Origin of the sequence: Parasphingorhabdus halotolerans, from assembly GCF_012516475.1 — a bacterium.
GTDB lineage: Bacteria > Pseudomonadota > Alphaproteobacteria > Sphingomonadales > Sphingomonadaceae > Parasphingorhabdus > Parasphingorhabdus halotolerans.
Genome location: NZ_CP051217.1, coordinates 1,337,168 through 1,354,753, shown reverse-complemented (window position 1 = coordinate 1,354,753; position 17,586 = coordinate 1,337,168). Strand labels below are relative to the sequence as shown.

Genomic DNA, 17,586 nt, shown 5'->3' with positions numbered 1-17,586 from the left:
CCGGCAGCGCGATGCTGGATGTCATGCTTGCCGAACATAATGCGGCGCGCGCCGAGGTTGGTGTTGGGCCGGTTGTGCTGGATGCCGATCTAAACGCGGCGGCGCTCGCCTATGCCGAAGTTTTGATTGCCAATGGCAAGTTTGAGCACAGCCCGGGCGCTTCGCGGCCCAATCAGGGCGAGAATCTATGGGCGGGAACGGCAAGCGCGTTTTCGTTCAAACAAATGGTGGACGGCTGGATCAATGAAAAACAGTTTTTCAGGGACGGCGTGTTTCCTGATGTGAGCACGACCGGCCAATGGCAGGATGTGGGGCATTACACGCAGATTATCTGGCGCAATACGACCAAGATAGGTTGCGGGATTGCCAGCAATGCCCAGCGCGATGTTCTGGTGTGTCGCTATAGTCCGCCGGGTAATTTTATCGGCCAGCGGGTTTTCTAAGACCTGGCGCTTCGAACTTGATCGGGAGCTTTGGCAAATATTAGCAATACCTTTGCATAACCGCTCATCCTGAGCTTGTCGAAGGATGGTTCGGCAGGCTCACCATGAGCGGGGAGATAACGATAAGCACAGGGTTAGAAGCAGGCCGCCACCAATTTCTCAAACGCATCCGCCCGGTGGCTCATGTTGTGTTTCTGCTGCGGGTCGAGTTCGGCAAACGTTTGTTCAAAGCCGACCGGCTGAAACACCGGATCATAACCAAAGCCCAATGTCCCGCGTGGTGGCCAGATCAAATTGCCGGAAACGCGACCTTCGAAAACTTCCGAATGTCCATCGGGCCAAGCCAGCGCCAACGTGCAGATGAAATATGCGCTACGGTCAGCATCCGGGCCTTGCTCAGCGAGTTTTCCCTCCACCTTACCCATCGCCATATACCAGTCGCGGCCTTTTTCCCCCTCAAACCACTGCCGTTCAGCCCAGTCTGCGGTGTATACGCCGGGACGGCCATCCAGCGCTTTAACACAAAGCCCGCTGTCATCAGCGAGCGCCACGCAACCCGCGCCCTCCGCGCTGGCGCGGGCCTTGAGCAGTGCATTTTCGGCGAAGGTGGTGCCGGTTTCTTCGGGTTCGGGCAGGTTCAGATCGCCCGCCGAAACAGGTTCGATGCCATAGGGTTCCAGCAAGCCGCGGATTTCGCGGACCTTGCCTTGGTTATGGCTGGCGATGATAAGCTTGCCGGGAGTGAGTTTGCGTGGAGAAGTCATGTTATATTTCCCACCGCGTCATCCTGAACTTGTTTCAGGATCCATTTCAAGGCCTGCGCGGACCGAAAGGTGGATGCTGAAACAAGTTCAGCATGACGAGTATTTTTTCTCAATAAAACTTAGCTAACAGCCTTATCCTGCGCTTCAAAAATCTGGCCGCAACCGATTTTGGCCAGCCGCATGAGTCTCATAAGCCCTTCATCATCAAACGTTTCACCCTCCGCCGTCGCTTGCGCCTCCGCGATATTGCCATCACCCGTCAGCACGAAATTCGCATCGGCCCCGGCGTTGCTATCCTCGTCATAATCCAGATCAAGCACCGGTGTGCCGTCAAAAATACCGCAGCTAATCGCAGCGATCTTTTGCTGGATAGGGTCTTCGCTCAACACTTTCTGATCCATCAAACCATTGACCGCGAGCCGCAGCGCAACCCATGCGCCGCTGATTGAGGCGGTACGGGTGCCGCCATCGGCCTGTATCACATCGCAATCCAGCGTGATCTGCCGCTCGCCGAGTTTTTTCAAATCGACCACACTGCGTAAAGAGCGTCCGATAAGACGTTGAATTTCCTGTGTTCTACCCGATTGCTTGCCGCGTGCCGCTTCGCGTGAACCGCGGGTGTGGGTGGCGCGCGGGAGCATGGAATATTCGCCGGTGACCCAGCCGGTGCCTTTACCGCGCATCCACGGCGGCAAGCTTGTTTCGACGCTGGCAGTGCACAGCACCCGCGTATCACCAAATGAAATCAGGCATGATCCCTCGGCGTGTTTGGTGAAACCTGTTTCGATAGAAATAGCGCGCATCTCGTCCGGCGCGCGTCCTGATGGGCGCATGTGTGATTCTCCTGTGGCTTGTTGGGGGTGTGTTTAGAAGAGTTGCCAATTTGCGCAACCCTCCTCTCCCCTTGAGGGAGAGGACATCGAAGACTTAGCAGCTTGTCTGCTTAGTCGGAGTAGGTGAGGGAAATCTGGCGCAGCGCGCAGCCGCCACCCCTCACCAAGAATTGCTAGCGAACAAGTTCGCAACCAAATCTATCCTCTCCCTCAAGGGGAGAGGAGTAGTGCTGGAATCAAATCAACAAACTCTCTATCTACAACCCATGACCACCACACCCATCACCGAAATGAACGACCGCACCCGCGATATTTTCCGCGTGGTTGTGGAGGCGTATCTGGAATCAGGTGCGCCGGTGGGGTCTCGCACTATCTCCAAAATTTCGCCGCTGGAGCTATCCCCCGCCTCGATCCGCAATGTGATGCAGGATCTGGAGGAACTGGGCCTGCTCGCCGCGCCGCATACCAGCGCGGGGCGGATGCCGACCGAATTGGGGCTGCGGCTGTTTGTCGATGGCATGATGCAGGCGGCGGAGCCTTCGCAGGAAGAGCGCGACGCGATTGAGAGCCAGATTACCGAACAAGGCCCGGTCGAGGATGCTTTGCGCGCCACCACTTCAATCCTCTCCGGCTTATCTTCCTGTGCGGGCCTCGTGCTCGTGCCGAAGCGCGAGCCGGTGCTCAAACAATTCAGTTTCGTCAAATTATCCGAAGGGCAGGGGCTGGCGATCCTGGTTAGTCAAGACGGTAGCGTGGAAAACCGCGTGCTCGATCTGCCGCCGGGTATTTCGGAATCCGCGCTTGTCGAGGCCGGCAATTATCTCACCGCGCGCTATGGCGGGCAAACGCTGTCACAGGCGCTGGCTGTGCTCGACCGGGAGATTAGCGCGGGTGAACTGGCCATCGACAAGGCTTCGGAAGAACTGGTCAAAGCCGGTCTCGTCACCTGGAGCCGCGATCCGGCCGACCGGCCGGTGCTGATCGTGCGCGGACAGGCGAAGCTGCTGGAGGATGGCAATCTGGGCGATTTGGAGCGCGTGCGCGGGCTGCTGGATGAACTGGAGGGCAAGCAGGAGATTGCGCGGCTGCTCGACAGCGCCCGTGATGCGGTGGCGGCGAAAATTTTCATCGGCGCGGAAAATAAATTATTCTCGCTTTCCGGCTCATCTGTGATAGCGGCGCCCTATAAAGATGGCGACGGACAGGTGGTTGGCGTGGTCGGCGTGATTGGCCCGACAAGGTTGAATTACGCGCGCGTGGTCCCCATGGTAGACTTCACTGCGCAGACACTATCCCGTCTGCTTGGCAAATAACTGAAAATGAGTGAATTAAAGTAATGAGCGATACGAAACCTGACGTAAAAGACGAAGAAAAGATCGACGCAGCTGTAGAGGCCGAACTGGAAGGCGTGCCGGAAAGCATGAAACAGGGCGGAGAGGGCGAAGCGGCTGAAGAAGCGGACAGCGCTGAAAACCGGATTGAAAACCTTGAGCGCGAACTCGCCGAGGCCAAGCAGCAGGTGCTATACGCGCAGGCTGAAACCCAGAATGTCCGCCGCCGCCTGGAAAAAGACGCGCAGGATGCCCGCGCTTATGCCGCCACCGGGTTTGCCCGCGATATGCTCAGTGTCATGGATAATATGCAGCGCGCATTGACCGCCATCCCCGAGGAGGTGAAGGACGAAGAAAAGTGGAAAGGTCTGATCAACGGGATTGAAGCCACTGGCCGCGAACTGGAAACCGTGTTCGAGAAAAATGGCGTGAAGCGCGTCGCATCGGTCGGCCTGCCGCTCGACCCGAACCAGCATCAGGCGATGATCGAAATTCCCACCGAAGAGCATGAACCCGGTACTATTGTGCAGGAAATGCAGGCCGGTTATGTGATCAAGGACCGCTTGTTGCGGCCTGCATTTGTCGGGGTTGCGAAGAAGCCCGAATAGGAGACCAGATGACTCTCTTGCCAATTGCAGACCGCTGGTTTGAACGGCGCTCGATTGGCGATGGTGTCACGCTGCTGTGGGAACCCCATGTTCATCCGCTGCTACGCTGCAATATCTGGCACGTCGCGGGCCGCGAGACCGACCTGTTGATCGATACAGGCATGGGCATCGGCAGCCTGGCTGAAGCGGCAGCGGACCTTTTTGACAAGACGCTCACCGTGGTGCTTACCCACACCCATATGGATCATATGGGCGGCGCATGTGAGTTTGACACTTGCTGTGTCCATCCAGCAGAAGCGCCAGATATGGAAAGCGCGTCCAACCATCTGCCGCTCAATATTGAGGCTTATGATGCCGATACGCGGGCGTGGTTTGCGTCGATGGGCTATGATATTTCAGGTGGCCTGCTCACCGCCATCCCGCACGACGGCTTTGATCCCGAAACCCATCAGATGCAGGCAGCGGAAGCTTCGCGGCTGTTGAACGAGGGTGATATTGTCGATACCGGCGATCGCGCGTTCGAGGTGTTGCATCTGCCAGGCCATTCGCCGGGGAGCATTGCTCTGTGGGAACCCGGCACCGGGACGCTGTTCTCCGGTGATGCCATATATGATGGCGCGTTGCTCGACGCGATTCCGGGATCGGATATCCCGCAATATATCAAGACGATGGAACGGCTGCGCGAAATGCCGGTGGAGATTGTCCATGCCGGGCATGATCCCAGTTTCGGTCGCGAACGACTGGTTGAACTGGCCGATGCGTATCTGGCATCCAAAGCTGCTGCTTAAGGAGGGAAGCAAATGGATATGATCGAGGTTGGCCAGCTAGAGCGCGATATCGGTGCCAGTGCCGCGCGCGCAATTGAAGATGAGCTGGACTGGGAACATCTACCCCACACGCACCGAACCACCTTTTCTGCCGCCGAAGTCATTCATGCGGGTCGCAACGGCTGGGAGGCGGATGTGGTGCTTGTGGATGGCACACCGATGCGCATGCGGGTGACACTGGACGATGACCGGATGGGTTATACCAACGCGACATTCGCCGATGGTATCGAAAATGGCCGGGCAGTGGCACGGCTGGAAGACACTGGCGAAGATAGCTGCCGGATGTCGTTACGGTTCTTTGTGCCGGAAGTGGCGGGGACGGATTATGAGGCCGTAGGGGAATTTTACGTTGCGCTGTTCGGCAATTTGATCGACGAAGACGAACCGAAAATGATCTATCGGACGAACGCCCTGCGCGCCGGCGCCGCGCCGCACAAGCAGCGCCGTACGGCAATGCTGGCGGATGGCAGTGCATGCGCGGTCCCGGTGGTTTGTCCGCATCAGGGACTACCACTGGATTGCGAGCCGGATGGGGACGGGGTCATGACCTGCCCTTGGCACGGCTATCGTTTCGATGCACGAACGGGTGCGTGTCTCAGCGGCCAGATCAAGGGATGGCGGGCATTGGGCTGATGGGTTTGTTGGTATTTTGATTTTGTTCGGTGTTTTTTAGATCAGCTACTGCGATCCAGTTTCCACGATAATTTTTCCCGTTAAATCAGGATTCTAAACAAATTGTTGTGTTCAAGGCTTGAAGGAGGGAGAATTAAGATATATCTTAAACGTAGCTAAGATACAAATAGGATATTCTAATGATGCATGGAAAACAATTCGGACACAGAGGATCAAGAGGCCGTCGCGGTCGCGGATGGAATGCAGAGTTCGGGCAAAAATTCGCTCGCGCCTTTGCTGAAGCCGCCTTTGATGGTGTAAAGTCCAAGCGCCGCGCGCGGATGTTCGGGCGCGGCGAGCTGAAGTTGATTGCGCTCCACCTGATCGCTGAAGAGCCGCGGCATGGCTATGACCTGATCAAACAGATCGAGGAATTGACCGGTGGCCATTATGCGCCCAGTCCCGGCATTGTTTACCCGACGCTGACGTTGATGGCAGAAATGGATCTGATCGATGAGGAAATCGATGATGATGGCAAGAAAGTCTATTCGATCACCGAACGCGGAACTGAAAAATTGGCCGATGAGAAGGAGCATATCGAGCATATTCTCGAACGGCTCGACGGCGTCTCCAAAATGGGAGAAGCATCGGACGGCGCATCGGTCAAACGGGCGATGCACAACCTGAAAAGCGCAATCCGCATCCGATTGGCCGATGAGGACAAACGATCGGACAAAATTTTGGATGTCACCGCAATTATCGATGAGGCGGCCGGCAAGATTGAACGGTTGAAATAGGTAACCAAAACGAGTGTCTAACCGGCTTCGAATACTATTTTAATGTCAGGATCGGTCATCACATCTTGTGCCTGTGAAAAGGGTACGTGGGTTGTAATGATATGCCCATGATCAATATGCCCGTCGCAACAGCTTTGTAAGACGGTCTCGATTTCTGCGCGCGCGTGAACGCGGCTGATTTCGTAAGTTATCCCCTTCATATACATGGATGCGATCGGCAGATTGTCCATAGTGCGTCCGGATGCAGAAATGCCGGTGCAATATCCGCAAGGCGCAGTGGAAAGCAGCGCGTAAATCAACCCGGCGGGAATATTGGAAGCATCGACAACGACGGGAAATTGGCCGTCCAGTGGCATTTCCGCCGTGTAGGTCCGCTCCAGGACCTCCGCACCCAGCGATTTTGCATGGGCGACGCGGGCCTTGTCAAAATCGGTATAGACAACCCGGCTGCTGCCAAGTGCGATTGCGGCCTGAACGGCAAATAGGCCGACGCTTTGCGCCAAACCGCCGACAATCAGCACCTCTGCATTGGGCCATTTTTTCAGCGGCTCCGCCACCGTCCGATAGCCGTCGCTGGCATTGTCCGAAATCGCAGCTGCAACCGTCAGCGAAACCTGTTGAGGTATCTTGACCAGCATCGCCTCGGCATAAGGCACCAGCACATAGTCGCTCAGCCCGCCGCCCCATTCGGTTCCGCTGCTTTGCGCCAGGCCATAAGCGGAAAAGGGCGGAACACTGGTGCATCCGTTGGTCAATCCCCGCCGGCAATATTTGCAAGTCCCGCAGTTGATCTGGAACGGTACAATAACCCTGTCACCAATGCTAAAACTGGTAACATCATCGCCAATCTCAACGACCTCACCAGCAATTTCATGGCCAAAAGCAAACGGCTCATTCTTCATCGGGACGAGACCATTGGCAATGTACAGATCAAGATCGCAGCGCGTGACGGCCAGCGGTTTGACAATCGCTTGCCCCCGGTTCTGAATTTTTGGCGCCGTAACTTCGCGCCATTCGAGATGATTGGCCGCGACAAAGGTCAGCTGCTGCATGGTTGTTGATATCATGGGGTTGCTCCTGTCATATACTTCACTAGTGAACTATATTCAAAGAGACATTACCATGCAACAACGATATTGGACCGGATCATGTCGGCATCCAAATTAAGGTTATACTGGCGCCTGCAACTGGCAGCGCACTTCATGCAGAAGCAGGCCGATCGTGACCTTTTGGATAATGACAATATCACCACCGCTCAATTTGGGGTGCTTTCGGCCATTGCCAACCGAGAAGATGTTACCCAGAAAGATGTCGCCCAAGCCCTCGGCCTCAATCCGTCGGCCGTCACCGCGATGGTCAAACGATTGATGAAACTTGGCTATATTCAGCGGGAAGGCAGCCAGAGCGATGGGCGGGCAAAAATCCTTACCCTTAGTGAAGAGGGCGAGCGCATTGTCAAAAACACCCAGCCACCTTTTCAGAAGATCAATGAGCAAATTGAGAATATTTTGAGCGATGACGAGATTGAAAATCTTGGCGATTATATGGAGCGGTTGATCAAGGCTTTCAGATGACGAGGTTCGGTGACCTCCTCCTCGCGTGAAGTCAGAGCTCCAGCACCATCTGCACATTACATCGTGCATAGGGCGTGGGCCAAAGCTCATTATCGCTCAAATGGCGAAAGCCCAGGCGTTCATACAATCCGATCGCTGCCTTCAAATCGCCGTTAGTTTCCAGCCAGATTGCATCAGCGGCCATTTCCCGCCCCTGAGTAATCAGCGCTTCCAGAACGGCCCGGCCAATGCCTCGACCACGCAAATCCTTTTGCGCCGACATTTTGATGATTTCCAACCATGTGCGGCCATCATCGGGATCATGATGCGGCGATAAAATAGCGCCGGTTCCAACAACCGCCCCATCCAGTTCTGCAATAACAATCCGCCCATTCTTGCCCAGAATCGAAGTCTCCAACCGTTCCAATTGCTCGCGATCGCTGGGCTCGACCTTGAAATATTCCTCAATCCAATCGAGATTGAGATCGATGAATCTTTGCCGGTCTGAGGGCAGATAAAGACGGGTCGTTACGGGCATCTAGAATATCGCGAACAGCACTACCGCTATGATTGTCCCAATCACTGGAATAACCACAGTTAACGCGCCGACTGCGCCATAGGCGTCCTTGTGCGTTTCCCCGCATACCGCGCGGATGGTCGTCACAACATAACCATTATGCGGAAGACTATCGAGCGCGCCGGAGGAGATGGCCACAACGCGGTGCAACTCGTCGGGTTGCGCGCCAACATCAAGATAATGGGGTGCAATTAACGGAAGCGCGATGCTCTGTCCGCCGCTGGCAGAACCGGTCAGGCCCGCGATCACCGTCACCGCTATCGCTGCGCCGATCAATGGGCTGCCGGGAATATTCTGCACTATGACAAGCGCTTCCTGAAAAGCCGGCGAGATCTTCGCCACCGAACCAAATCCCACCACCGCGCAGGTATTGGTGATGGCGACCACTGCGCTGGTAGCGCCACGCGAAAAGGCTTCGGGCATGGTTTTCAGCTTCTGATAGCCGACAGCGAGCGCGACCAGCGCACCGGTTCCGAGCGCGGCGACCAAAGCCCATTTGTCGAGCGACTCTTGTGGTAGAATGACCGAAAGAGGTCCCATGTCTTGCGGATACTGGAAGATCAGGAATATGCCGAGGACGGCCACAAGCGGCATCACGCACAGCAGCGGCGCAGGGAGGTTGCTGTAGTCGGTATTCGTATCATCGGTTTCGCGGCCAACAAAATGTTCACCCTTGGCCACCGCGCGCTTGACCATATGGTTGAGCCAGAAATGCCCGCTGATTGCCATGAACAAGGCCACAACCAAGCTGACTTCCCAACCGGCATAGGCCGTGGTTCCCAGAAATTCCATCGGGATGAGGTTCTGGATTTCCGGGCTTCCGGCGCTGGTCATGGTGAAAGTCACCGACCCAAAGGCCAGTGCGCCGGGAATGAATCTCCGCGGCAAATCGGCCTCGCGAAATAGATGCACCGCGAGCGAATAGACGCTGAACGAGACGATGAACACGCTCACGCCGCCGTAGGTCAATATCGCGCAGGCAGCGACCACTGCTAGCACTGCGTGTTTTATTCCGATTTTCTCTATAACCCAGTGGGCAACGCTGGCCGCAGCCCCGCTCGCTCCCATGATCTCGCCGAATATCGCGCCGAGCAGGAACATGAAAAACCAACTGGCGAAAAATCCTACAAAGCCGTCCATATAGGCAGTCGCAAAATCGGGAGCGCCTTCAGCGGCAAGGGGGGGTAGCCAGGCGAGGCCGCTGGTCAGCGCGACAACGGCTGCGGCTACAGGGCCAGCGATCAGGATGTTAACCCCCCGCACCGTCATCCAGATGAGCAGTGCCAGTCCGCCGATTAGCCCGATTGCCGATAGCATTAGTGCGCGTCCCCCTATTTAACTTTTCTGTCTCTTGGCAGACAGAGTGTCATCGCCGCAAGAGACAATATTATCGCAGTTCTGCACCAATCGGCCCGTGGATGGCGCGCTTTACCGTGTCTGACCGGATTGTTCAGGAACCATAGCGCTTGCGGCGTGTTTTATCCAAGCAAGGGGGCAACGGACTTGAAATCAGGAGTATTCTTCATGCTTGGAACTGCAAAAAAATCTATCGCCGCATCGACTTTGGCCCTTTCATCATTATCGCTGTCTGCATGCGCGGGCAATTATGCCGCTGAAGGCGCGGGTGCCGGAGCCGTGGCGGGTGCTGCGGTCGGTGCGATTACCGGAGGCGATGTGTTGACAGGCGCTGCCATTGGCGCTGCTGCAGGCGCAGCGGGTGGTTATTTCATCGATAAAAATGACGGCTGCGATGGTTATGATCGCAATGGCAGGCTCGATGATGATTGCTACGGCACGGCAGGCTATCCCGACGATCCGCGCTGATCGGAGATCGGTGGGGCGGTTTTTCTAGCGCGGGCCACCGCTCTCGGCTATCGAGCCGCGCATGGACCGCCCGGCACAAATATCTGATAGTAAATTACCGCCCGGTAATCCATGGCGTGCTGAGTTGCGCGCCACCGCTTCATTGGCTTGGCCGCTGATCCTGACCAATCTTACCATGTCGCTGATTGGTGCGACCGATGTTCTGATGGTCGGTTGGCTCGGAGCGGAGGAACTGGCGGCATCGTCCCTTGGCTTCAACCTTGCCATGATCTGCGCGATTTTCTGCATGGGGCTGGTGACAGCATCTGCCCCGATGATGGCCAGCGAAATTGGCCGGATGGCCCATAGCGTGCGCGATCTGCGCCGGACTTTTCGGCAGGCGATGTGGGCTGCCTTTACCGTCATGATCCCGTTCTGGATTTTCCTGTGGAATACCGAGGCGGTGCTGCTCTTCATGGGGCAAGTGCCGGAGCTGGCCGCAAAGGCGGCGGTCTACGTTCGTGCTTACATGTGGTCGATCCTGTTCTTTCTGTTCACCTTGGTCGCGCGCAATTTTTTGTCGACGCTGGAGAAACCGATATGGTCGCTGATCATTGGCGTCGCGGGTGTCATCGGCAATGCGATTTTTAACTATATTCTCATCTTCGGCAAACTGGGCTTCCCCGCCTTGGGGTTGATGGGCGCTGGCATCGGCAGCGTGCTGACCAATATGCTGATGTTTGGCGGTATGGTTCTGGTATTGCTGTTCCATCCCAAATTCCGGAGATACCAATTATTTGGCCGGTTCTGGCGGCCCGACTGGCACAGATATGCACAACTTTGGCGGCTCGGCTTGCCGATTGCCGTGACCATGGGGCTCGAAGGGGGTATTTTCGCAGGCGCTGTGCTGCTCATGGGTCTGATTGATACAGCATCAGTTGCCGCGCACGCGATCGCGCTGCAAATCGCCTCGCTCACTTTCATGGTGCCGATGGGGCTGGCGCAAGCAGCAACGGTGCGGGTCGGCATTGGTTTCGGCAAGCGTGATCCGGTATGGATACAGCGCGCGGGATGGACGAGTTTTGTCCTCGGTACCGGCTTTATGTCGGTCATGGCATTATTTATCTGGATGTTTCCATGGCAACTCGCGGGCTTGTTTATGGAGGGCAATACACCGCAAAACATGGAAGTGCTGCAACTGGCGGTGAGCTTTCTTGCCATTGCTGCGCTATTCCAGATTTTTGATGGCGCGCAGGTTGTCGGCGCGGGTATGCTACGCGGATTGCATGATACCAAAATCCCGATGATCATCGCCGCCTTTGGTTATTGGGTGATCGGCATTGGCGTTGGAGCGGGGCTGGCGTTCTGGCTGGATTGGCGAGGGCTAGGCATCTGGATCGGCCTCGCCAGCGGTTTGGGCATTGTTGCGGTGCTGATGCTATCGCGCTGGATGATGCGTGAGAGGATTGGGTTGTTGCCCGCTCAGTCGCTGTCAAAAAGGTAGCAAATTGGCATATTGCATTAACGTATAGCCATTTTTCAATCGCACACCCTGTTTCAACAAAAACACATGACTAACAATCTCCGCCTGCTGCTCAATACCATATTTGCGGAACGGTTTTTCCGGCAGAAGTTCGTAATCGTAGCTACAGAACGGATGGCGCGCGAGAGGAAGAAAGACGCCCTGCTGATGCTGCCAGACGTGGACCATTTCATGAATGAACAGCGCTTGGATGTTATTTTGCGCGCCGCAAAAATCGTCGCAAAATAACCCATTGTTGGGATGGAACCAGATATTGCCATCCGGTGCCATGGTTACCTTTCGCGGTTGAAAGGGCCACCATTTGCGGTTGAACACCCGTACCCGGCGATAGTCTATCGCATCGTTAAATATGCTGCGACACAAGTTAATCTCCGCGTCCGTCAGCGGGCGGCCTTGGGTCAATTAACCGGCGTCCTTTTTGCTGTCTTCATCGGGCGTACCCGGTTTTTTCACCACCGCCTGAATTTTTATCCGGTCATCATTGGAATAGATCAAGGTCATGTCGAGCAATCCGCGCTTCACTGATCCGCCGCCGACACCCCAGACCATGAGATGCTTGCCGCCGGGCTCGAATTTCACCGTTTTGCCGCGCGGAATTTTTACCGATTTGATCGGCTTCATCGTCGCCATGCCGTTTTCTTCAACTGTTTCGTGCATTTCCATGCGCAGAACGTCGTCTGATGTAACGCCAACCAGTTCCACATCCAAGCGACCGCCGTGCAAATCCATATAGCCGGATGCCGGGTTGCCCTCGACGGGAGAGAGGTTGATCACCGCATTATCGGCAAATAAAACATCGCCCTGGCCGCATGATGCCAGAAAAACACTCGCTGTCAGGGCGGAAAAAATGGAAAGCGGTTTCATCATATTACTCCATAAAATCCTGTAATCTCTCCAATATATGGGACTGCCACCCATAATTTTCAATTCAAACTTGTCCCATGCCTTGTCCAAAGAAAAATGCCACCTATATCCAAAGCCGAAGCCGTATCGGTGCTGAAAACAATGGGCCGGGCGGTATTTTTTGCCCAATTACGGGAAACAACGACTACAATTGATTGAGGGATTTATGGCTAAAGTTATCGGTATTGATTTGGGAACCACCAACTCATGTGTGGCGGTTATGGACGGCGGCAAGCCGAAAGTTATTGAAAATGCAGAAGGCGCGCGGACAACGCCGTCGGTTGTTGCTTTTACCAAAGACGGTGAGCGTCTGATTGGTCAGCCAGCGAAACGCCAGGCCGTAACCAATCCCGAAAGCACGATTTTTGCAGTGAAGCGCCTTATCGGTCGCCGGTTCGATGATCCGATGACAAAGAAGGATATGGAACTGGTTCCTTATCCCATAGTCAAAGGCGGCAACGGCGATGCTTGGGTGAAAGCGGGCGGTGAAGATTATTCTCCTGCCCAGATTTCCGCCTATATTTTGCAGAAAATGAAAGAAACCGCCGAGAGCTATCTTGGTGAAACCGTAACCCAGGCGGTCATTACCGTTCCTGCCTATTTCAACGACGCCCAGCGTCAGGCGACCAAAGATGCCGGTAAAGTGGCCGGTCTGGAAGTGCTGCGGATTATCAACGAGCCAACCGCTGCAGCCTTGGCATATGGCCTCGACAAGAATGACGGCAAGACCATCGCTGTTTATGACCTTGGCGGCGGTACGTTTGATATTTCGATCCTTGAAATCGGCGACGGTGTTTTCGAAGTGAAATCAACCAACGGCGATACCTTCCTCGGCGGTGAAGATTTTGATGCCAAGCTGGTTGAGTTTCTCGCAGCTGATTTCAAAAAAGCGGAAAGCATCGACCTCACCAAAGACAAGCTTGCGCTGCAACGCTTGAAAGAAGCGGCTGAAAAAGCAAAAATCGAGCTTTCCAGCGCGCAGACAACCGAAGTCAACCTGCCATTCATTACCGCTGACCAAAATGGTCCCAAGCACCTGGTGAAATCCATCAGCCGTAGCGACCTGGAAAAGCTGGTTGGTGATCTTGTCAAACGTACGCTTGATCCGTGCAAGAAGGCACTGAAAGACGCAGGCGTTGATGCCAAAGAAATTGACGAAGTTGTGATGGTTGGCGGTATGACCCGTATGCCGCTGGTTCGCGAAACAGTTGAGAAATTCTTCGGCAAGGAAGTGCACACAGGCGTGAACCCGGACGAAGTGGTCGCCATGGGCGCTGCCATTCAAGCTGGTGTTTTGCAGGGCGATGTCAAAGACGTCCTCCTGCTTGATGTAACGCCATTGTCGTTGGGTATCGAAACCCTCGGCGGTGTGTTCACCCGCATGATCGACCGCAACACGACGATCCCGACGAAGAAATCGCAGGTCTATTCGACCGCTGATGATAATCAGCAGGCGGTTACGATCCGGGTTTTCCAGGGTGAGCGTGAAATGGCAGCGGACAACAAGATGCTAGGCCAGTTTGATCTGGTTGGTATTCCGCCAGCACCACGCGGCGTGCCTCAGATTGATGTGACGTTTGATATTGACGCCAACGGTATCGTCAACGTGTCTGCGAAAGACAAAGGCACCGGCAAGGAACAGCAGATCAAGATCCAGGCTTCGGGTGGATTGTCCGATAACGACATCGAGCAGATGGTTCAGGATGCTGAAAAATTTGCCGAAGAAGATAAAAAACGCCGCGCGGATGCAGAAGCGAAAAACAACGCGGAAAGCCTTGTCCACACGACCGAGAAACAGCTTGCCGAGCACGGCGACAAGATTGATGCTGATCTCAAAGGCCAGATCGAAGAAGCGGTCACCAAGACCAAGGAAGCGATTGAAGGCGGCGATGCGGAAGCGATGAAGACGCAGTCCGAAGCGCTGGCGCAGGTTTCCATGCAAATGGGTCAGAAAATCTATGAAGCCGAGCAAGCTGCGGGCGGTGATGCCGATGATTCAGCTGCTGCGGACGCGGCGGCCAAGGCTGACGATGATGTTGTCGATGCAGAATTTTCCGAAGTGGACGATTCTGATGATGATGACGACAAGAAAAAAGAAGACGCCAAAGCGGCTGAGTAATATTGTGAACAAGCCCGTCGCTCCTATTTTCAGGGGTGGCGGGTTTTTCATTTTCAATATGGTCAGCTGGGGGGCTGAGGGATAATCATGGCAACCGAAATCGATTATTATGAGCAGCTCGGCGTATCGCGCGATTGTGACGGCGCGACGCTGAAGTCCTCCTATCGCAAGCTGGCCATGCAATGGCACCCGGATAAAAATCAGGGCGATGCCGAAGCAGAAGCCAAGTTTAAAAACATCAGTGAAGCCTATGAAGTTCTGAAAGACCCGCAGAAACGTGCCGCTTATGATCGCTATGGTCATGCGGCGTTTACCAACGGCGGTGGCAATAACGCGGGCGGCGGCGGATTTGGCGGCGGTCAGCAGGGCTTCAGTGACATTGGCGATATTTTCGAGACGATATTCGGCGGTGGTGGTGGTGGACTTGGCGGCCAGCAACGACAGCGCGGTCCCGCACGCGGCGCGGATTTGCGTTACGATATGGAAATCAGTCTCGAAGACGCTTTCCACGGCAAAAAGACCGAGATCGAAATTGATGTTTCGGTCGGCTGCGACGAATGCGATGGCTCCGGCGCGGAACCGGGCACTGGCGTCAAACAATGTGGCACCTGCCACGGCCATGGTAAAGTCCGGGCGCAGCAAGGTTTCTTCGTGGTCGAACGCACCTGCGCAAGCTGTCAGGGCCGCGGAGAAGTTATCGAAAACCCGTGTCATGTCTGTTACGGCGAGGGACGGGTGGACAAGGCGCAGGCACTGGAAGTGGAAATTCCTGCCGGTGTTGATAGCGGAACGCGTATCCGATTAACCGGCAAAGGCGAGGCCGGCGCACGCGGCGCGCCTCCCGGCGATTTATATATTTTCATCCACCTTGAACGGCACAATATCTTCGAGCGTGAAGGCACAACTTTGTTCACCCGCGCGCCGATCAGTTTCACTTTGGCCGCGCTCGGTGGTGAAATCACCATTCCCGGCCTCGACGGCGTCCAGCATGAAATCCGTATTCCGGCAGGCATCCAGTCCGGCAAACAGATCCGTCAGCGCGGCGCTGGCATGCCGGTTCTGCGCGGACGCGGTAATGGCGATATGGTGGTGCAAATTGAAGTCGAAACGCCTACCAAGCTGACCAAACAACAGCGCCTCATCCTCCGCGAGTTTCAGGAAACCGAAACCGGTGACGAAACCCCTAATTCGACAGGCTTTTTTGGTAAACTGAAAGATGCGTGGGAAGACCTGACAGAGTGATTGCGCCTTATGGTTTCACGACCAGATTACCATGATGACCACCGTTAAAGAGCATGAACAGGGCTTCTGGGAAGCGATCAATCCCATCCACAACATGTTCCGGCAGGGTCAGTTTACCTGATCGCATAAGTTCGGAAATCTCCGCAGCGGCGCGGGGAAATTCAGAAGCATAGTGACTGACTACAAAGCCCTTCATCATGGCATTCCGTTCTGCCAATCGCAGATATAATTTGGGCCCTCGCACATCTTCGAGATGCTGATATTGCGAGATCGCGCCGCAGATCGCGACGCGCGCCCCGGCGGGGGCCAGATTATCGAGCACGATATCGAGCAATTCGCCGCCGACATTGTCAAAAAATACATCCACGCCATCGGGCGCGGCTTTCGCAAGTTGCTCGGCAATATCGGAATTTTTATAATCCACTGCGGCATCGGCTCCGAGTTTCCCGGTCAGATAAGCACATTTTTCAGCGCCACCGGCAATGCCGATAACTTTAGCCCCCGCGCTTTGGCGAGTTGCACGACCACTGATCCCACCGCACCGGCGGCACCGGAAACAACGACCGTTTCCCCTTCCTTGACCTCTCCCACCATCACCAATCCAACCCACGCGGTTAGACCGGTCGTGATGCCCAGTGGTCCCACAAAAGCACTCGGTTCTATATCTTTTTCCGGCTCCACTTTTGTCACCGCAGCATCAGGCACAAGTGCATGGGTTTGCGCGGATAATATACCATAGACCCAGTCGCCAACCGCCAGTTTGTCACTTTTACTTTCCACGACTTGTCCAACGCCAAAGGCCCGGATGGTCGTGCCGATATCACCTGTCTTGTGCATACCGGCGTCGTTCAACGTCGTGCGGATCCATGCATCCATCGAAAGCGTATCCACCTTTGCGACGACATGCCCGTCGGGAATGTTATTGATCGTGACATCTTCTACGCCAAAGTCGTCGATGGTCGGCATGCCATTGGGGCGCTGCCTGATAAAAACTCTGCGGTTTTGAATAGAGATATTCGGCTCCTGCACTTCAATTTGGTGGGAGATTTTCAATATGCGTCGCTGACAAGTTCACAAGTAGCATTTTGGGTAGCAAGCACCGCCATCCTTTGGGAAAGCGTTCGATAGTTGCGGGCAATAGCATCTCATCCCTCGCGAGTTCCGGTAAACCGAAGTCGATGTCCCGCACCAAGGAAGATGTTCCCGTGCAGATTGCCGCAGCGCCGGTGGTTAAGCCTGTCATGGCCGTTCCAGAAGTTGGAGTTCAAGAAGTTGTCGCAGAGGGCTCCGCATCGGAGTGATTGAGTCCGCATAAGTTTCGAAGCCTCCGCTGACAATATCGGCGGGGGCTTTTTTTGATGATCGGTGCGTAGGCCGCACAATGGTAATGCAGGTCGCTTTATATAGGGGTAATTACACCTGTCGCCGTGATTGTTTGATAACCAATGGCTATTATTGGGTGGATTCCTGACTGTCTGCCTTTCAAAAAATTTATCGGGAAAGCAGTCATCCGAATGAGTGGCTACGTCTAATTTAGAGAATATTACTGCCTCAATCAGAGCAAGGCTTCTGCCTCGGTACAATTTTTTTCGATAAATTGATCTACTTTCTCCGATTTTTGCGCCTTGCTT

The 17,586-nt window shown here is 55.0% G+C and carries 21 protein-coding genes; 12 read left to right on the top strand and 9 right to left on the bottom strand.

Going from position 1 to position 17,586, the window contains the following annotated elements; genetic code table 11:
* Positions 1-11 precede the first annotated feature (11 nt).
* On the top strand, positions 12-443 hold the full coding sequence (locus HF685_RS06495) for a CAP domain-containing protein (RefSeq protein ID WP_168818811.1): 432 nt from the start codon (positions 12-14) through the stop codon (positions 441-443).
* Positions 444-577: 134 nt separating this feature from the next.
* Here HF685_RS06495 and rdgB read toward each other — a convergent pair whose 3' ends face one another.
* Together rdgB and rph are read right to left on the bottom strand one after the other, a co-directional pair.
* Positions 578-1,207: an RdgB/HAM1 family non-canonical purine NTP pyrophosphatase gene (gene rdgB, locus HF685_RS06490; RefSeq protein WP_168818810.1), complete on the bottom strand. Its 630-nt coding sequence runs from the start codon at positions 1,205-1,207 to the stop codon at positions 578-580.
* Between the two features lie 119 nt (positions 1,208-1,326).
* Positions 1,327-2,040 carry a ribonuclease PH gene (rph, locus tag HF685_RS06485; RefSeq protein WP_168818809.1) on the bottom strand — a complete coding sequence of 238 codons (714 nt, stop codon included), beginning with the start codon at positions 2,038-2,040 and terminating at the stop codon, positions 1,327-1,329.
* A 266-nt stretch (positions 2,041-2,306) separates the two neighbouring features.
* Between rph and hrcA the strand changes: the two genes are divergently transcribed.
* The 5 genes from hrcA to HF685_RS06460 all read left to right on the top strand — a co-directional run bounded on the left by hrcA (position 2,307) and on the right by HF685_RS06460 (position 6,215).
* Positions 2,307-3,353 carry a heat-inducible transcriptional repressor HrcA gene (gene hrcA / locus HF685_RS06480; RefSeq protein ID WP_168818808.1) on the top strand — a complete coding sequence of 349 codons (1,047 nt, stop codon included), beginning with the start codon at positions 2,307-2,309 and terminating at the stop codon, positions 3,351-3,353.
* A gap of 23 nt (positions 3,354-3,376) precedes the next feature.
* Positions 3,377-3,979: a nucleotide exchange factor GrpE gene (gene grpE / locus HF685_RS06475; RefSeq protein WP_168818807.1), complete on the top strand. Its 603-nt coding sequence runs from the start codon at positions 3,377-3,379 to the stop codon at positions 3,977-3,979.
* Positions 3,980-3,987: 8 nt separating this feature from the next.
* A complete protein-coding gene (locus tag HF685_RS06470; protein ID WP_168818806.1) occupies positions 3,988-4,767 on the top strand; it encodes an MBL fold metallo-hydrolase in 780 nt (259 codons plus the stop codon).
* A gap of 12 nt (positions 4,768-4,779) precedes the next feature.
* The gene (locus tag HF685_RS16090; RefSeq protein ID WP_211051407.1) at positions 4,780-5,439 is read left to right on the top strand and encodes a Rieske (2Fe-2S) protein; all 660 of its coding nucleotides are present in this window, start codon (positions 4,780-4,782) and stop codon (positions 5,437-5,439) included.
* A 179-nt stretch (positions 5,440-5,618) separates the two neighbouring features.
* Positions 5,619-6,215 (top strand): PadR family transcriptional regulator, encoded by a 597-nt coding sequence (locus tag HF685_RS06460; protein WP_168818805.1) that lies wholly within the window; start codon positions 5,619-5,621, stop codon positions 6,213-6,215.
* A gap of 17 nt (positions 6,216-6,232) precedes the next feature.
* On the opposite strand, the gene HF685_RS06455 is transcribed toward HF685_RS06460, so the two are convergent.
* Positions 6,233-7,282 carry a zinc-dependent alcohol dehydrogenase gene (locus HF685_RS06455; protein WP_168818804.1) on the bottom strand — a complete coding sequence of 350 codons (1,050 nt, stop codon included), beginning with the start codon at positions 7,280-7,282 and terminating at the stop codon, positions 6,233-6,235.
* A gap of 81 nt (positions 7,283-7,363) precedes the next feature.
* On the opposite strand from HF685_RS06455, the gene HF685_RS06450 reads away from it, so the two are divergent.
* A complete protein-coding gene (locus HF685_RS06450) occupies positions 7,364-7,789 on the top strand; it encodes a MarR family winged helix-turn-helix transcriptional regulator (RefSeq protein ID WP_168818803.1) in 426 nt (141 codons plus the stop codon).
* A gap of 31 nt (positions 7,790-7,820) precedes the next feature.
* Here HF685_RS06450 and HF685_RS06445 read toward each other — a convergent pair whose 3' ends face one another.
* Entirely contained in the window at positions 7,821-8,306 is a 486-nt protein-coding gene (locus HF685_RS06445) for a GNAT family N-acetyltransferase (RefSeq protein WP_168818802.1), read from the bottom strand.
* A complete protein-coding gene (locus HF685_RS06440; protein ID WP_168818801.1) occupies positions 8,307-9,662 on the bottom strand; it encodes a GntP family permease in 1,356 nt (451 codons plus the stop codon).
* A gap of 207 nt (positions 9,663-9,869) precedes the next feature.
* Between HF685_RS06440 and HF685_RS06435 the strand changes: the two genes are divergently transcribed.
* Both HF685_RS06435 and HF685_RS06430 read left to right on the top strand, forming a co-directional pair.
* Positions 9,870-10,169 carry a YMGG-like glycine zipper-containing protein gene (locus tag HF685_RS06435; protein WP_168818800.1) on the top strand — a complete coding sequence of 100 codons (300 nt, stop codon included), beginning with the start codon at positions 9,870-9,872 and terminating at the stop codon, positions 10,167-10,169.
* 61 nt (positions 10,170-10,230) lie between these two features.
* A complete protein-coding gene (locus HF685_RS06430) occupies positions 10,231-11,652 on the top strand; it encodes an MATE family efflux transporter (RefSeq protein ID WP_168818799.1) in 1,422 nt (473 codons plus the stop codon).
* Here the strand turns inward: HF685_RS06430 and HF685_RS06425 are convergent.
* Complete coding sequence (locus tag HF685_RS06425) at positions 11,641-12,093, bottom strand: vgr related protein (protein ID WP_168818798.1); 453 nt, start codon at positions 12,091-12,093, stop codon at positions 11,641-11,643. The genes HF685_RS06430 and HF685_RS06425 overlap by 12 nt on opposite strands.
* On the bottom strand, positions 12,094-12,558 hold the full coding sequence (locus HF685_RS06420; protein WP_168818797.1) for a copper chaperone PCu(A)C: 465 nt from the start codon (positions 12,556-12,558) through the stop codon (positions 12,094-12,096). It abuts the gene before it with no gap.
* A gap of 202 nt (positions 12,559-12,760) precedes the next feature.
* Here HF685_RS06420 and dnaK point away from each other — a divergent pair, with 202 nt between their 5' ends.
* Positions 12,761-14,713 (top strand): molecular chaperone DnaK, encoded by a 1,953-nt coding sequence (dnaK, locus tag HF685_RS06415; protein WP_168818796.1) that lies wholly within the window; start codon positions 12,761-12,763, stop codon positions 14,711-14,713.
* A gap of 87 nt (positions 14,714-14,800) precedes the next feature.
* Positions 14,801-15,955: a molecular chaperone DnaJ gene (dnaJ, locus tag HF685_RS06410; protein ID WP_168818795.1), complete on the top strand. Its 1,155-nt coding sequence runs from the start codon at positions 14,801-14,803 to the stop codon at positions 15,953-15,955.
* A 7-nt stretch (positions 15,956-15,962) separates the two neighbouring features.
* On the opposite strand, the gene HF685_RS06405 is transcribed toward dnaJ, so the two are convergent.
* Both HF685_RS06405 and HF685_RS06400 read right to left on the bottom strand, forming a co-directional pair.
* A complete protein-coding gene (locus tag HF685_RS06405; protein ID WP_246218819.1) occupies positions 15,963-16,409 on the bottom strand; it encodes a zinc-binding dehydrogenase in 447 nt (148 codons plus the stop codon).
* Positions 16,406-17,008 carry an MDR/zinc-dependent alcohol dehydrogenase-like family protein gene (locus HF685_RS06400; protein WP_168818793.1) on the bottom strand — a complete coding sequence of 201 codons (603 nt, stop codon included), beginning with the start codon at positions 17,006-17,008 and terminating at the stop codon, positions 16,406-16,408. The genes HF685_RS06405 and HF685_RS06400 overlap by 4 nt, the downstream gene beginning before the upstream one ends.
* Positions 17,009-17,133: 125 nt before the next feature.
* Here HF685_RS06400 and HF685_RS16560 point away from each other — a divergent pair, with 125 nt between their 5' ends.
* The gene (locus HF685_RS16560; protein WP_281352827.1) at positions 17,134-17,256 is read left to right on the top strand and encodes a hypothetical protein; all 123 of its coding nucleotides are present in this window, start codon (positions 17,134-17,136) and stop codon (positions 17,254-17,256) included.
* Positions 17,257-17,586: the final 330 nt, after the last annotated feature.